Origin of the sequence: Gordonibacter sp. RACS_AR49 (assembly GCF_030418435.1) — a bacterium.
GTDB classification, from domain to species: domain Bacteria; phylum Actinomycetota; class Coriobacteriia; order Coriobacteriales; family Eggerthellaceae; genus Gordonibacter; species Gordonibacter urolithinfaciens.
The window spans coordinates 1-14,591 of the sequence record NZ_JAIUDM010000006.1 but is presented as its reverse complement, the minus strand read 5'-3'; the positions used below and the strand labels follow the sequence as shown (position 1 = coordinate 14,591).

Annotated in this window: 17 protein-coding genes and 1 pseudogene; 10 read left to right on the top strand and 8 right to left on the bottom strand. The window is 69.4% G+C overall.

The annotated features are described in order from the left end of the window. Position 1: 1 nt before the first annotated feature. Entirely contained in the window at positions 2-844 is an 843-nt protein-coding gene (locus tag LB310_RS10545; protein ID WP_114568415.1) for a hypothetical protein, read from the bottom strand. 134 nt (positions 845-978) lie between these two features. On the opposite strand from LB310_RS10545, the gene LB310_RS10540 reads away from it, so the two are divergent. The 5 genes from LB310_RS10540 to LB310_RS10520 all read left to right on the top strand — a co-directional run bounded on the left by LB310_RS10540 (position 979) and on the right by LB310_RS10520 (position 5,582). Then, on the top strand, positions 979-1,677 hold the full coding sequence (locus tag LB310_RS10540; protein WP_278806909.1) for a lantibiotic protection ABC transporter ATP-binding protein: 699 nt from the start codon (positions 979-981) through the stop codon (positions 1,675-1,677). Further along, entirely contained in the window at positions 1,674-2,450 is a 777-nt protein-coding gene (locus LB310_RS10535) for a hypothetical protein (RefSeq protein ID WP_278806907.1), read from the top strand. Before LB310_RS10540 ends, LB310_RS10535 begins: the two co-directional genes overlap by 4 nt. Further along, positions 2,447-3,265 (top strand): lantibiotic ABC transporter permease, encoded by an 819-nt coding sequence (locus LB310_RS10530; protein WP_301155055.1) that lies wholly within the window; start codon positions 2,447-2,449, stop codon positions 3,263-3,265. Before LB310_RS10535 ends, LB310_RS10530 begins: the two co-directional genes overlap by 4 nt. Before the next feature lie 227 nt (positions 3,266-3,492). After that, entirely contained in the window at positions 3,493-4,155 is a 663-nt protein-coding gene (locus LB310_RS10525) for a response regulator transcription factor (protein WP_278806903.1), read from the top strand. Continuing rightward, a complete protein-coding gene (locus LB310_RS10520; protein WP_278806901.1) occupies positions 4,152-5,582 on the top strand; it encodes a HAMP domain-containing sensor histidine kinase in 1,431 nt (476 codons plus the stop codon). Before LB310_RS10525 ends, LB310_RS10520 begins: the two co-directional genes overlap by 4 nt. Positions 5,583-5,661: 79 nt before the next feature. Here LB310_RS10520 and LB310_RS10515 read toward each other — a convergent pair whose 3' ends face one another. After that, positions 5,662-6,246: a type 1 glutamine amidotransferase family protein gene (locus tag LB310_RS10515; RefSeq protein ID WP_096228211.1), complete on the bottom strand. Its 585-nt coding sequence runs from the start codon at positions 6,244-6,246 to the stop codon at positions 5,662-5,664. A 61-nt stretch (positions 6,247-6,307) separates the two neighbouring features. Beyond that, the gene (locus LB310_RS10510) at positions 6,308-7,195 is read right to left on the bottom strand and encodes a YafY family protein (protein WP_301155054.1); all 888 of its coding nucleotides are present in this window, start codon (positions 7,193-7,195) and stop codon (positions 6,308-6,310) included. 301 nt (positions 7,196-7,496) lie between these two features. Between LB310_RS10510 and LB310_RS10505 the strand changes: the two genes are divergently transcribed. Both LB310_RS10505 and LB310_RS10500 read left to right on the top strand, forming a co-directional pair. After that, the gene (locus LB310_RS10505; protein WP_087191957.1) at positions 7,497-7,706 is read left to right on the top strand and encodes a helix-turn-helix transcriptional regulator; all 210 of its coding nucleotides are present in this window, start codon (positions 7,497-7,499) and stop codon (positions 7,704-7,706) included. Then, positions 7,703-8,185, top strand: a complete 483-nt coding sequence (locus LB310_RS10500) for a hypothetical protein (RefSeq protein WP_114568410.1) — start codon at positions 7,703-7,705, stop codon at positions 8,183-8,185. Before LB310_RS10505 ends, LB310_RS10500 begins: the two co-directional genes overlap by 4 nt. A 115-nt stretch (positions 8,186-8,300) precedes the next feature. Here the strand turns inward: LB310_RS10500 and LB310_RS10495 are convergent, their stop codons facing one another. From LB310_RS10495 to LB310_RS10475, 5 genes are all read right to left on the bottom strand, one after another. Next, positions 8,301-9,092 (bottom strand): bifunctional 2-polyprenyl-6-hydroxyphenol methylase/3-demethylubiquinol 3-O-methyltransferase UbiG, encoded by a 792-nt coding sequence (locus LB310_RS10495; protein ID WP_114568409.1) that lies wholly within the window; start codon positions 9,090-9,092, stop codon positions 8,301-8,303. 24 nt (positions 9,093-9,116) lie between these two features. After that, positions 9,117-9,473 (bottom strand): DUF1048 domain-containing protein, encoded by a 357-nt coding sequence (locus tag LB310_RS10490; protein WP_278806897.1) that lies wholly within the window; start codon positions 9,471-9,473, stop codon positions 9,117-9,119. After that, a complete protein-coding gene (locus LB310_RS10485) occupies positions 9,470-9,793 on the bottom strand; it encodes a PadR family transcriptional regulator (RefSeq protein ID WP_114568407.1) in 324 nt (107 codons plus the stop codon). Before LB310_RS10485 ends, LB310_RS10490 begins: the two co-directional genes overlap by 4 nt. Before the next feature lie 218 nt (positions 9,794-10,011). After that, a complete protein-coding gene (locus tag LB310_RS10480) occupies positions 10,012-10,491 on the bottom strand; it encodes a type III toxin-antitoxin system ToxN/AbiQ family toxin (protein ID WP_114568406.1) in 480 nt (159 codons plus the stop codon). A gap of 325 nt (positions 10,492-10,816) precedes the next feature. Then, positions 10,817-11,764 (bottom strand): DMT family transporter, encoded by a 948-nt coding sequence (locus LB310_RS10475; RefSeq protein ID WP_114568405.1) that lies wholly within the window; start codon positions 11,762-11,764, stop codon positions 10,817-10,819. Positions 11,765-12,028: 264 nt separating this feature from the next. On the opposite strand from LB310_RS10475, the gene LB310_RS10470 reads away from it, so the two are divergent. The 3 genes and pseudogenes from LB310_RS10470 to LB310_RS10460 all read left to right on the top strand — a co-directional run. Beyond that, on the top strand, positions 12,029-13,144 hold the full coding sequence (locus tag LB310_RS10470) for a helix-turn-helix domain-containing protein (protein ID WP_278806896.1): 1,116 nt from the start codon (positions 12,029-12,031) through the stop codon (positions 13,142-13,144). Between the two features lie 217 nt (positions 13,145-13,361). Next, a complete protein-coding gene (locus LB310_RS10465; protein ID WP_278806895.1) occupies positions 13,362-14,048 on the top strand; it encodes an ABC transporter ATP-binding protein in 687 nt (228 codons plus the stop codon). 4 nt (positions 14,049-14,052) lie between these two features. Beyond that, positions 14,053-14,591: pseudogene (locus tag LB310_RS10460) on the top strand (hypothetical protein); the annotation flags it as partial.

The following is a 14,591-nucleotide window of genomic DNA, read 5'->3' as shown; positions in this document are numbered from 1 at the left end:
TTCAGTTCGCGCCCGAAGTGTTGTCAGTCGTGCGCCAACCCAGGGAGGACTCGGCGCGCACGAACACGTTCGTGCGCGGGTAATAGGTGAGGCGCACGAAACCGCCGGTGTCCACGATCTGCTGGAGCACGGCGCGGTCCTGCTCCTTGATGGACACGTACACGTGCTTGTTGCCGACCCCGGTGGTGAAATCGATTACGAGGTCGGTGGCGTTGAAGGCGGCGCCGCGACCCGAGGGGCGCTGCTCTTTGAAGCCGTTGAGCATGCACGCTTCCTCGCTGGGGCCCTCGGCGGCATCCGCGATGGCATCGGCGGCCTGCATCCCTCCGATTATGCCGGCGACCAAGCCGAACGCGAGCATGATAAGGACGATGCCGAACGGCTTGAGGTGATCGTACGTGCAGCGGTGCTTCCATCGGTGCCACCGGTACCGCACCAGCACGGCGAGGGAGATCAGCATGGTGATGCCTGCGGCGACCGGCGCGCGGCCGAGCGCGGTGAGGGCGCCGAGGGCGACGAGCCCCGCGCCCACGTAGCACACGAGGTTGAGCGCGATAACGCCCGCCTCGCGTGCTGCCTCGCCCCGCAGCGTGCGCCAGCCCTCTTCGGTGCGGGGACGGGAGCGCCAGGGGTCGCGCAGGATCACCGGCACGAAGCAGACCACGCCCGTGCCCATGGCCACGAAGCCGAGGGCCCTGATGCCGTAGTCGATCACGCCTTGGAGCCCGATCGAAGGAGAGAATTCCCCGTACATGAGCACGGCGAACCCGCCGAACAGCAGCGCGATCCCGGCTATGACGAGGGCCTTCCACCCCCATGTGAAATCGGCGCGCAGAAAGCCCATGCGGTTCCTTCCCCTTCCGAGAACGAACTCCCATTATAGGGCACCGCGTGCGCGCGGCGATTGTTTCCCCTGCCTTTAACGAATCTTTAAGAATCGGGCGCATCCTGGGTTCAGGCAAGAGAAAGGAAAGGTCTATGGGAAACCTACTGGAAACGAACGCGCTCACGAAGACGTTCAAGGGGCAGACGGCGGTCGATCATGTGTCGCTGCACGTGCCGGAGGGCTCGGTGTACGGCCTCTTGGGGCCGAACGGCGCGGGGAAGTCGACGCTGCTTAAAATGGTGTGCGGCATGCTGCGCCCCACGTCGGGCAGCATCGCCTTCGCGGGGCGCCCGTGGACGCGCGCCGACCTCGACGGCATCGGCGCGCTCATCGAGACGCCGCCGCTCTACGACAACCTCACCGCGCGCGAAAACCTGCGCGTGCGCACGACGCTCTTGGGCGTGCCCGAGAGCCGCATCGACGAGGCGCTGGCCACGGTGGAGCTCGCCCATACGGGCTCGAAGCGGGCGGGGCAGTTCTCGCTCGGCATGAAGCAGCGCCTTGGCATCGCGCTCGCGCTCATGGGCAGCCCGCGCCTGCTCATCCTCGACGAGCCGACGAACGGTCTCGACCCGGTGGGCATCCAGGAGCTGCGCGCGCTCATCCGGTCGTTCCCGGAGCGCGGCATCACCGTGGTGCTGTCGAGCCATATCTTGAACGAAGTGGAGCACGTGGCCGACCTCGTCGGCATCATCGTGGAGGGCCGGCTGGCCTACGAGGCGCCGCTCGACGCGGGCGTCGATCTGGAGAGGTTGTTCATGGACGTATGCATGGGGAAGGCGGTGGCATGATGGGAGCCGAAGCGGGAACGTTTCCCTCCGTGTTCAAGGCGGAGGTGCTCAAGGGACGCCGCGCCGCCCCGCGCAAGGTGGCGCTCATCGCGCCGCTGCCGTTCTGCGCGTTGGGCGTGCTGTCCTCCGGCGTGATCCCGGGCACGGGCGCCGTCGGCGGCATCGCGACGTGCTTGTGGAACTACTGGTACGCGCTCATGATGCCGGTGGCCATCGCGCTGATCTGCGCGTCCATCGCGAACCTCGACGCGCGGCAGAAACTGCGCCCGGTACTCGGGCTTCCGCTGCCGCCGGCGCGCACGTGGTGGGCCAAGGTGGCCTACGCGCTCGCGCTCGCGCTGGGGGCGAACCTCGTCGTGCTCGCGTGCTCGACGGTGCTCACGGCGCTCGGCGCCGAGGGGCCGAGCTTCGCCGAGGGACTGGCCGCGGCGGCTCTGCTGACGATCGCCAGCTCGTGGATGGTTCCCGCCGCGCTCGCGCTGACCCTGCGTTTCGGCACGCTCGCCGGCATCGCGATTCCGGCTTTGGTGCAGGTGGGCGTGGGCATCGCCCTGTGGACGTCGGAAGCGTGGTTCGCGTTTCCCCCGGCCACGACGCTGTGCGCGGTAGCACCGCTCTTGGACGTGGCACCCTCGGGCGTGCCGCTCGAGGCGGGAGACGCGCTCGGCGCGTTCGGCGGGGACGCCGTGCTCGGCCTCGCGCTGGCCGTCGCCCTGTTCGCCGCGCTCGCCATCGCCGGGGCGGCGTGGTTCTCGAAGCGCGAGGCCGCATGATGGCGCGGGTGACGTTCGCGCACGCGCTGCGCTCGGAAGCGGTACGGTTGCGCCGCTCGCCCCTCGTGTGGCTCCATGCGGTGTTGGCGACGGTCCTCGGCGGGCTGGCGGGCGCGTACTTCGCGTTCTCGGCCTGGGATTCGCTCATGGGGACCGACGCGTTCTTCCAGCTGCTCGGCGCCGGCGCGCCGCTGCTGGCGGGCATCGCGTGCGGGCTGGCGGCCGACGCGGAGCAGCGCGCGGGCGAAGGGGCGAACCTGCTGGGCGTGTCGTCGCGTCGCGCTGCGCTCGCGGCGAAGCTCGCGGCGCTGCTGGCGCTCGGCCTCGCGGCGGCGGCGTGGGCGGCGGCGCTGTTCTGCGCGGCTTTGGCGCTTGCGGGGCGGGCGCTGCCGGAGTTTTCGGCCCTCGCGCTGGCCGTGCTGGGCATCGCGCTGGGAAGCGCGTGCTCGTACGCGATCTTCCTGCTCGTGGCGCTGAAATGGGGACGCAACGCGTCCATCGGCCTGGGTGCGCTCGGGTTCATCGCCGCCATGGCGCTGCTCGGCGGGCTGGCGAACGGGCTGGTGACGGGAACGCTGTCGGGCGCGCTGGGCATCGGCTTGGCCGCGGTCGTGCCGTTCGCCTGGCCGTCCCGCCTGGCGACGCTCCCGCTCGAGGCGTCCATCGCCTCGGCGATGGGCGCGGCTGGCCAGGCGCAGGCGCTCGCGTCGGCCTGGACGACGGTGGCGATCGCGTGCGTCGTCGCGACGGCTTTGGTGCTGGTCGTAACGCTGGCCTGCGCGAACCGCTTCGAAGGCCGCCGCGGCGGGGAATGAGGCATCGCCCCTCGCGCCTCGGCTCTGCTTTCCGTGCCCGACCGGAGCCCCCCGGTCCGCATATTCGCCCGAAACACACGCGAAACGGCCTCCAAGCGTGTGTTCGGGGCGAATATGCGGACCGGGACCGGCGGGAAGCGGTGGCAGGGCGCGAAGGCGGCGGAGCGGGGCGGCGGGACGGGGTAGCCGCCTCGTGCTACACTCGACGACGGATGAAAGGAGCGACGATGGCGCGGATACTGGCGGTGGACGACGAGCCGGCGATCAGGAGCCTGCTCGAACGCACGCTCGGCAAGGACGGGCACGACGTGCGTTGCGCGGCGTGCGCCGATGAGGCGCTCGCGGCGCATCCCGAGCGCTACGACCTGGTGCTGCTCGACGTGATGATGCCCGGCATGGACGGCTTCGAGCTGTGCCGCATCGTTCGCGAGCGCACGGACGCCCCCATCGTGTTCCTCACGGCGAAAGCCGCGGAGGAGGATGCGGTGTTCGGCTTGGGCGTGGGCGCGGACGATTATATTCGCAAGCCCTTCGGCGCGGCCGAGCTGCGCGCGAAGGTGGCGGCCCATCTGCGGCGCGAGAAGCGCGAGCGCGTGTACGCCCTCGCGTTCGGCGACGTGCGGCTCGACCTCGCGGCGCGGGAGCTGTACGTGGGCGAGGCGCGCGTGGCGCTGACGAAGACCGAGTTCGACGTGTGCGAGTTCTTGGCGCGCCATCCCGGCCAGGTGTTCTCGCGCGACCAGATCGTCGAGGGCGTGCTGGGGTGGGGCGCCGAAAGCGACGCGGCCACGATCTCGGTGCACGTGAGCAACGCGCGCGCGAAGCTGAAGGCGGCGGGCGCGGAGCCCGTGCAGACCGTATGGGGGGTGGGGTACAAATGGATCGCGTGAGCGGAAGAGGAACCCGGCGCGCCCGCGGGCGCGGTCTGCCGTTGAGCCTGGTCATCCTGCGCTACTTCGCCTACGTGCTGGCGGCAGCCCTCGCGCTGGCGCTGGGTACGTACCTCGTGTTCGGCATCCTCGTGGGGACGGGCGCGGTGTATCCGGCGAACTACGGCGACACGGCGCTCGCGGAGACGTCGGCGCGCCTGGCTGAGCTGCCGAGCGACGATGCGGAGGCCGTCGACGCCGCCGTGCCGTCGAGCTTCCGCTGGGCCCTGTTCGCGAAGGACGGCGCCTACGTGGCCGGCGATGCGCCCGAGCGCGCGCGGGACGATCTCAAGGCGGCTGCCTTCGACGGGCTGGCCATCGCCTACGGGGGGCTGAGCACGACGCGTTACGAACCGGTGGAGCTGGCCGACGGCTCGGTGTGCGTGCTGACGTACGACTACATGCCGCAGTTCGCGTCGAAGGGGCTGCGCGACGCGCTGCCGAACCCGCAGAACCTGCTGCTGGGAGGGTTCGCCGTGCTGGCGGTGCTCGTGCTCGTGGGCATCGCCGTGCGCGCGGCGCGCGTGCTGTCGCGCAAGATGGCCCCGTTGGCCGACGCCGCGCGCCGCATCGAGGAGCGCGACCTCGATTTCGAGGTGGGGACGTCGGGCGTGCGCGAGATCGACGACGTGCTGGGCGCGATGGACGAGATGCGCGCCTCGCTGAAGGACTCCCTCGAGGCGCAATGGAGGAGCGAGCAGGCGCAGCGCGAGCAGATCGCCGCGCTCGCGCACGATCTGAAGACGCCGCTCACCGTGGTGCGCGGCAACGTCGACCTGCTGCTGGAGGGCGAGCTGACGGACGATCAGCGCCCGTGCGCGGTCGACGCGGCCGAGGGGGCGCGCCAGATGGGGACGTACCTGGCTGCGCTCATCGACGCGACGCTGGGCGACGCGACGGCGTTCGCGCCGGTCGAACGTCCGCTGCGTCCCCTGCTCGCGCGGTTGCGCGCGCAGGCCGAGGCGCTCGCGGGGTGCGGCGGCGCGCAGGCGGCGTGGAGCGAGGGCGCGGGGCTGCCCGAGGCGCTGCGGATGGACGAGGCGCTCGTGGAACGCGCCGTGATGAACGTGGTGGCGAACGCCGTGGAGCACGCGCCCGCCGACTCGACGGTGGAGGTGCGCGTGCGGGCGGACGGCGCGGCCGATGCCGGCGGCGTGCTCGCGGTGAGCGTGGCCGATGCGGGGCCCGGCTTCTCGCCCGAGGCGCTGGAGCGCGGATGCGAGCGCTTCTACCAGGGCGATCCCGCCCGCGCCGCGCGCGGGCACCGCGGGCTGGGGCTGCACGTGGCCGCGGAGGCCGCCGCGCGCCACGGCGGCTCGGTGGAGCTGGCGAACCGCGAGGACGCGGAGGGCGGCGCTTGCGTGACGCTGCGGTTTCCGCTGGGCTAGGGGCGCCCGCTCCCATGGTGCGGAGCGGGCGCCCTGGGCGGTCGAGCGCCCCTTCGCGGCAGGGGCGCCGCGTCCGGCGCTACCCGGGGTAGAAGCCGTCCTTGTGGAGCTTGAACCAGGCGTCGGGGTCGTCCTTCGCGCCCAGCTCACGCAGCACCTCGCGCGCGAACTCGAGCGCGGCGCTGCCGTTCGCCGTGACCACGCCGCGGTCGGCCACCGCCTGCGCTTCCACGAAGTGCTCGGCACCGCGGTAATGGGGTGCGCACTGCTGCACGTACTCGAGCGTGTTGCCCGTGTGGGCGCAGTCGTCGAGGAAGCCGTGCTCGGCCAGAAACGCGGCCGCGTTGCAGATGCCTCCCACGAGCGCCCCCTGCTCCCGCGCACGGCGGACGAGGGGCTCAACGGCGTCGATGCCGCTCGTCGGGTCGAGCCAGGGGTTGCCTCCGATGAGCAGCAGGGCGGCGAATTCCTCGGGGACGTCGTCCAGCGCGTAGTCGGGCACCACGGCGATGCCGCCCATCGAGCGTTTCGGGGCATGGTCGGGCGCGACGGTTTTCACCTCGAAGGAGTCGGTTTGGTTGAGCTCGGCGCACACGTACGAGCTTTCCCAGTCGGCGAAGCCGTCGAACACGTAGACGAGCACGGTTTTCTTCGGATGCTGCATGGTGGATCCTTTCCTTAGGGGGCGGAACCCATAGTACGGGAGCAACCATGACAGCTGTATGTCATGGTTTTCGAATATGTGCGAGATCGCCCAGGAATCCGCAGAGCCTTTGCACCCAGGCGGCGTCGTCGGTGCGGAAGCGCGCGACGCCGGCGGCTTCGTCCGCTCCGCGTTCGAGGAAGCGCGCGTCGATGGTTTCGACGAGGGCGAACTCGTCGGCCGCGTCGTAGTCGAGCTCTACGAGGAAGGTGCCCGGGACGTCCTCGTCGGGCGGCAGCAGCAGCGGGGCGTGCGGGGCGGAAAGGGCGAGCGCCGGGGTGTCGCGCGGTTCGAACGTTTCGCCCAGCACCTCGAGAGCGGCGATTCGTTTGAGCTTGAACAGGCGAAACGCCTCGCGTTCTCGGCAGAAGGCGTGGAGGTACCAGCTCGATTGCTTGTAGACGAGCCGCGCCGGCTCCACGGTGCGCGCGCTGCGCCCCGACCGCGCGATGTACTCGATCCGCGCGCAGCGCCGTTCGCGCACGGCGTCGAGCAGAAGGGCGAGCTTCTCTTGCGCGATGCCGTCGGCGAACCACGACGAGAGGTCGAGGGCGATGGGGCCGCTCGCGGTGGCCTGCGCGTTCTCGTCGGCGCCGGGGACGAGCCGGGCGATGAGCTGCGTGACGGCCTGGTCGCCGTCGACGCTGCGCAGCCCGTCGAGCGCCGCGTACAGCGCTGCCGCGTCGTGCGTGCTCAGCAGGTCGCGGCGCACCTTGAAGCCCTCGACGACGCCCACGCCGCCGCCTGCGCCCGGGAACGTGACGAGGGGCACGCCCGCCTGTCCCAGCGTGTCGAGGTCGCGCGCGATCGTGCGCGTCGACACCTCGAACCGCTCGGCCAGTGCCCCGATGGTCGTGCGCTGCGCATCCGCCAGCACGCACATGATCCCGATGAGCCGTTCCATCCGCATGGGTCCCCCTTTCCCGCTCGCATTCAAGGTGCGAGCTTGCCGAGCGGCGCGCCAGAGCGCCAAGTGCCGGCTAGCCGTGTGCCAGCTTGCCGTGGTGCAAACCTGACGGGGCGCAAACTCGCCAAGCGCCAGCTTACCATGCCTCCGACGGAGTGCTTAGCGTGAAACATCTGTTCTCTTTATTATGCGCCGGCTGTTCTGTTCCGGGTGCCCGCGATGCAAGTAAAGTCAACTTGACATATCTTCGCCCGCCTGCCATACTAGGTAAAGTCAACTTTACTACTATCGAATCGAGCCGACCGTGGACACCATCAGGAACCGGGTGAGGGAGCTGCGCGAGGACCGCGGGCTCTCCCAAAGCGAGCTGGCGCGGCTCACGGGCGTCACCCGCCAGACCATCATCTCGCTGGAGAAGGGGAGCTACGTGCCGTCGCTGCTTTTCGCGCTCAACCTGTGCGAGGTGTTCGATGCCGCGGTGGAGGACGTGTTCAGCAAGGAGGAGCAATCATGAAGAAAGTGGTGTTCGAGAGCGTGGGCAACGTGCTGCTGTTCGTGCTCATGGGGCTGGCGTTCATGTTCCCGTTCTCGCGCTACGAGGGCGGTGCGACCGCAGACGGCTTCTCCCTTTCCGTCCACCTCTCGCCGCTCATGGCGGTGTTCGTGGTGTTCCTGGTGCTCTATCCCATCGCCCGTGCGGTGTTCGTGAGGCGCAGCGGGCTGCATGCGAGCACGCGGGACAACCTGGAGCTCGCAGCCGACGACGAGCGCGAGCTCCAGATAACGGGCCGCGCGCTCAGAACCGCGTACCGGGTGCTCATGACGTGCCTGATCGTGGGCCTGGGCGTGCTGGCCGCCGCCCAGTTCCTCTCCGCAACCTTCCTGGGCGACGCCGTAGCCGTGTACCGCACGGCCGTGGGAATCATCGCCGCCACCCTCGTTGCCGCGAGTGCTTCGTACTGCATCCGGTGGTGCCTCGAGTACCGGAAGTGAGGGGCGGCCCGCCTCCCGGCGCGACCCTCGCGGCATCGGGCAGGCCTTCCGGTGTCTCCACCCTCCAAGCCCCGAAGTCTCCCTGCTCCCGGCACCCGTGCCCACGTGCGCGCCGTCACGCCGAGGCGCGCAGGCTGAACGTCATCGGGAACCTGTCGTCGTTGCCGGGGAGCTCGTAGAGGCCCTTCTCGGGGGAGAGCTCGAGGCCGCCCGAGTCGAAGAAGTTCTCGGGGAACTCGTTGAACGCGTCGATGCGCAAGCCGGCCCCGATGAGCGCGTTCAGGATGTCCGAGACGGGGTGCATCCAGAAGTACGCCTCGACGCCCTCCTTCGGCTCCGAGGCGTAGCCGCCGATGCAGTCGTCCACGTCGGGCTCCTTGCCGAAGTAGGGGTACGCCAGGTCGTACTCGCCGCGTCCCAGCTTGGTCTCGTCGAAGGCCAGGTAGAACGGATGCGAGTCGAACACGTAGAGGAAGCCGCCGTCCGCGAGCAGCCGTCGCACGCCGCGCGCCCAGGAATCGAGGTCGGGGAGCCAGCCGAGCACCCCCTCGGATGTGAACACCACGTCGTAGCGGCCGTCGAGGCTGGCGGGCAGGTTGCAGGCGTCGGCCTCGACGAAATCGACGTTCGCGAACCCGAAGTCCTCGGCGAGCATCCGCGCACAGCGCACGTTCTCGGGAGCCAGGTCAACGCCCGTTACGTGCGCCGCGCGCTCGGCCAGCGCCAGCGTGTCGAACCCGACGTTGCACTGCAGGTGCGCCACGCGCTTGCCGGCCAAATCGCCCAGCTCTTCCCGTATGTGGGCGTTCAGGCGGTTCTCCCCGTCCTCGATGCGCTTCCGGTAGTGGCGGTAATGGTCCTCGGCCAGCATGCCCCAGGCATGCCGGTTGCTCTCCACCTCGCTCATGCCAGGTCCTCTCCCCTCGTTGGGCTAGGGGCGGTTGCTCCCCAGCTTTCCCATGATAGCGCGGTTGAGGGCGTCCTGCTTCGTGCTCTGGTACGTTTTCGCGCCCGTCAGCAGGTCGTCGCAGAACGCGGCCATGTCCTCGCCGGTGACGTCCAGCACGTCCCGACCGGCCGCGGCACCCTGTTCGAACAGGTCCACGAGGTCGGCCAGCACCACGGTCATGTCCATGCCGTCGCCGGCCACATGGTTCCACATATAGTGCTGGATCTTGTCGTATACGAAGCGGTAGTCCTCGGGCAGCGCCTTGACGCGCTCCATGGCCTCGCGGTACTCGCGCTTCTCGCGGGCGACCTTCTTGAAATAGGCGACCGGGTTCTTCATCGGCTCTCCTTCAGCTCGTTGATCTTCGACGCGACGAACTCCCATTTCGCCCAGAAGCGCACGAGCTCCTCGCGGCCCATATCGTTCAGCGTGTAGAACTTGCGCGGCGGGCCCAGCTCGGACGGCTTCTTCTGGGTCTCCACCAGCCCGTTCCTCTCCAGGCGCACGAGGATGGCGTACACCGTGCCCTCCACCACGTCGGCGAAGCCCAGTGCGTTCAGGCGCCGGGTTATCTCGTAGCCGTACGTCTCCTCGCGGCCGATGATCTCCAGCACGCAGCCCTCCAGCACGCCTTTCAGCATCTCGGTTAGGTTCTCCATCGCTCCCTCCTTCCGGGCGGTTCGGGCGGATGGTATTCAGCGGTGCTTAGTACCAGTATATAGTAACACAGAATAGTGAGGATCCAAGAGGGTACGGGCAAGGTGGTAAGGTGCGGGGGGCAGGAGCGCGGGCGGGCCGGATCGCGGGTATGGGCGCTAGGCGGGGCGCTGGGGGCGTGATACGGCGGCTCGCCTACCGCCGCGGCGTGCGAGCGTCCCTACGAGTTCGCCTGCCGCTCGCGCAGGTGCGCCTCGAGCCGCTTGAAGTCGCAGCACACCGCGGCCAGATGCGGGTCCTTTCCCGAGGTTGCCATATCGTAGACGTGCTGCGCCTTCGAGACGATCTGCCGCGCCTTGCGGTTGCAGTACTGGAGTTCCTCCAAAAGCAGGAAGCGTCGGGCGTCGTCTTCCTCCGAGAAGTTCTTCACCATGCGCAGGTCGGCGGGAATGGGGAACATGAAGCTGAATCGCACGCATCCGACCGGCTTCCCATTGGAGTTCTTGATGATGAAATTCGTCTTCTGCTGCTTCGTGAACGAGGAAACGGGCGCGAAGTAATCGAAGCCGTGGATGCGGAAAAGGATGCCGCACACGAACTTATTGTGCTTCTCGTACTGCACATTCGGCACCTTCGGTTCGATGGCCTGCAGCTCGTCGACGTAGACCTGATCGACGGTATAGAAGTTCAGCGCTCCCATAACATCCCCCTTATAACAAAAGATGAGCGGCTCGACTACTCGAACCGCTCATGCTCACCATCCGCAGCTTATCGGTGGCGGAACACCTTGCATAAACCATCCGCAGCTTATCGGTGGCGGAACACCTTGCATAAACCATCCGCAGCTTATCGGTGGCGGAACACCTTGAATAACCTTAGTATGGCACGCGCGCGTACGCAGCGCAAGCGAACAAACGATGGGGAAACTATGCTTTACGTCTATACGGCTCGAAGGCGCCCGTCGCGCTTGCCAATGCATATCCCAAAAGGGACGCCCCCATTAGGGGCGTTCCGAGGCGTGCCGGCTAGGCGGGGCGCCTCGCGGCATCCTTCGCATCCGCCGTATCCTCCGCAGCCTCGGCCTGCGCCCTCATGTGGGGAAGCTGCGAGATGGCGATGCCGGCGAGGATGGCGACGATGCCGACGGCCTGGAGCGCCTCCACCGGCTCGCCGATGACGAGCGCGGACAGGGCGATGCCGCAGGGAAGCTCGGAGGACGCCATGATGGCCGAGAGTCCCGGCGTCAGGTGCGGCGTGGCGATGCCGAACAGCACCACGGGGACGAACAGGGCGCACAGCCCCAGGACCAGGCCGAACTTCCAGATGCCGTCCTGCAGCGCGCCGCTGGCGAAGTAGTCGGGGCACAGCGCGAAGCCGAGCGCGCACGCGCCCAGGCACACGACGAGCCCGCGCTGGATGGGCGGCAGGCCGCGTCCGACGCGGCTTGAGAAGAACATGAAAAAGGTGCAGCTCGCGGCAGAGAGCAGCCCGCACGCCACGCCGACGGGGTCGAGCGCCCCCACGTCGCTCGAGAACGCCCTGCTGGCCAACAACGTCCCTCCCAGGATGACGGCGACGGCGACGACCTCGGCCGCGCGCGGGCGGCGGCGCACGACGACCAGCTGGAGGACGATGCTCATCCACGTGAACTGGAACAGCAGCGTGATGGCCACCGACACCGGCAGCAGGGTGAGCGCATAGTTGTAGAGCACGGTGCCGATGCACGTGTTCAACCCGAGGGCCAGAAGGGCGAGCACCTGTTTCGGCGAGAGCGGAACGAGGCGCCTGCCGCGCGAGCGTTGCACGAGCAGCGCCGCCGCGAACAGCAGCGCGGCGAACAGCGCCTGGCTTGCCACCGTCTGGGTCCAGGTGAAGCCGGCGGCGTAGGTGATCTTGACCGTGGTGGCCTGGGCGCCGTAGCTGGCGCCGGCGAGGAAGACGATCCCGGAGTATTTCAAGGTGTCCTTCTGCATGGGGCCTATTCTAGGGCATGCCGCGGGCGCCCGGAGGCGGGCGGGGCGGCGGGCCGTGCCGTCGGCAGAAGGCGTGCGCCGTGGGCCGCGCCGCGCCGCCTTGCCCGGTCGCGCGGTGCGCTACTTTCGCGTTCGAGAATCAACCGATGATCGCTTGCGTCAACCAATGCGACTCCCTCATACTAGAAGCGCGGAAAGCGCCCCGGACCCGGGCGCGGGCAAATCCCAGGAAGCGGCCGGGACCCGAAAGAGAGGAAGGCCACTATGAACGATGTGGGGATCGGCGCCACCATCGCGCGCGAGCGACGCGCAGAGGGCGTCACGCAGGCCCAGCTGGCGGAGCGCCTGGGCGTGACGAAGGCTGCCGTGTCGAAGTGGGAGCTGGGCCAGAGCCTGCCCGACGTGGCGCTGCTGCCGCGCATAGCCGCCTACTTCGGCATCTCGCTGGACGACCTGTTCGCGTTTCGGCCGCAGCTGGCCGAGGACGAGGTGTGCGACGTCTACCTGGAGCTGTGCCGCCTGTTCGCCGAAGACGCCGACGCCGCCTACGCGCGCATGGACGAGCTCGTGCGCGACTACGCCTCGTGCTGGAACCTGCTCATGCAGATGGCCTCGCTGTATTCGCAACGCTCGCTCGTGGAGCCGGAGCGCGCCGAGGAGCTGCTGGACAGGACGTGCAGCCTGGCCGAGCGGGTGGAGGCTAATGCCGACGACGTGGAGTTGGTGCGCTCGGCGCGCGTCGTGCGCGCGCTCGTCATCAGCCAGCGCGGCGGCATGGACGAGGCCATCGCCCTGTTGGAGGGCGTGAAGCCCGCACGTCCGCTGGGCATCGAGGGGATGCTTGCGGGCCTGCACAGTATGCGGGGCGAGCGCGAGGCGTGCCTGAAGCTCTGCCAGGAGATGCTGTTCTGGGGCGAGATGAACGTGATGCAGAGCATCGGCATGCAGCTTGCGCTTTACACCGAGGACCCGGCGCACCTCGCCGCGCTGCTGCGGGCGGCCGAGGGGGTGATGGAGGGCTTCGACGTTGAGGAGGTGAACCCCATGGAGGCCGCCACGTTCTGCGGCTCGGCGGCCACGGCGTGCCTGCGGGCCGGCGACGAGGAGGGCGCGCTGTCCTATCTGGAGCGGTTCGTGGGGCTGCTCAAGCGTTTCGACTTGGACGGCTTGCTGTTCCCTCGGCGCTCCGCGCTGTTCGACCTCGTGCCCGAGCTGGCGGAGACCGACGTGGAGCGCGAGCAGGCGACCGCCGACACGCTGTTCGGCGGTCTCGATATGAGGGGGCAGTGCAAGCTGGCCGTCACCGGCGATGCCGCGTGGGAGCGCGTGGCCGACGATCCGCGCTTCCGCCCGCTGCTCGACCGGCTGGCCGCGGCGTAGGGAGTGCGAGGCGATTCCAGCCGGCGGGACTGTGCCAACAGTTTCGCAATCGGCTTTTCGCGGCGGAACCATCCTGTAGGGCAAGGGCAGAGCCTTTGCCGCCACTTGCAGGACAATCTCGGTTGACGGCAAGGGCAGAGCCCCTTGCCCTACAGCGAACCTGGTGTGACTTCTGATGGAAACCTTGCGATCGGTCCAGGAAGACGAAAGAGGGCGAATGGACGCATTGGACGGAGAACCGCGCGCTGCGGCGCCCGCGCTGCGGGTGGAGGGGCTGGCGTACCGCTACGTGCGCCACGACGTGTGGAGCGACGTGTCGTTCTCTCTGGAGGCCGAGAGCATCGCGTTTCTGACCGGGCCGAACGGCGCGGGCAAGTCCACGCTGCTGCGCTGCCTGGCCGGATGGGACGCGCCGGCCGAAGGCACGGTGGAGCTTGCCGGCCGGCCGTTTCGGCCCGAGCGGCTGGATCAGCGCCGCTCCGTGTCGTTCGTTCCCGACGTGCCCGCCTTCTACGACGACCTGACCGCCGGGGAGCACCTTGACTTCGTGCTGAGGGCGAACCGGCTGCCCGCAGACGACGCCCGCGCGGCCGGGCTCGTGGAGGCGCTCGGGTTGGCGGGGCATCGCGACCAGTGCCCCTCGGCGTACTCGCGCGGCATGCGCCAGAAGCTCGCGCTCGTGCAGGCGCTGGCCGTGCGCCCGCGCCTGCTGCTGCTTGACGAGCCGTACGGGCCGCTGGACCCGGACGCCTCCGCCGTGCTGAGCGGCCTTCTGGACGCGGCGCGCGCCGAGGGCGCGGCGGCCCTCGTGAGCTGCCACCACGACGTGCCGGGCCTGGAGCCCGACCTGCTGCTGCACGTGGAGGGCGGGCGCCTGGCGGCGGCCGTCCCCGGGCGGGGCTGACGCCATGCTGTGCGACATCCGCCTGCTGCTATGGCTGCGCGCCCGGCATGCGCGCACGGCTCTCGTGCGGCTCGTCCACTTCGGCGGCACCGACCTCGTGGAGGACCGCAGTCCAGGGGAGCGCGCCTACCAGCTGTACCTGGCGACCATCGCGGCGGTGTGGGCGGCGCTCATGTGGGCGGCCCTGCTGGACGCCACGGCGGCGGCATTCGCCGCGGTCGGGCCGGCATCGTCGGCCATGGCGCTGGCATTGGGCCTGCTGGCGCCTGTTGCCGTGTTTGCGTGGGCGGCGGTGCGGGCGCTGCGCACGTCGCCGGTGAAGCTGGCGCGCGCCGACATGCCCTTCGTCGCGGCGGGACCCTTGGGCATGCGCGCCATCGCGGGTATGGGCTGCGCCTCCTCCATGCTCGCGGGCGCCGCGGCCGGGGCGCTGGCGGGGTACGTGCTGGGCGTGGGGCTTGAAAGCGGGCTGGGGGCGTTCGCGCCGCCGGCGGCCTGCGCGCTGGCCGCCGCGCTGCTGGTCGCGGCGGCGGTGGGCGGCGC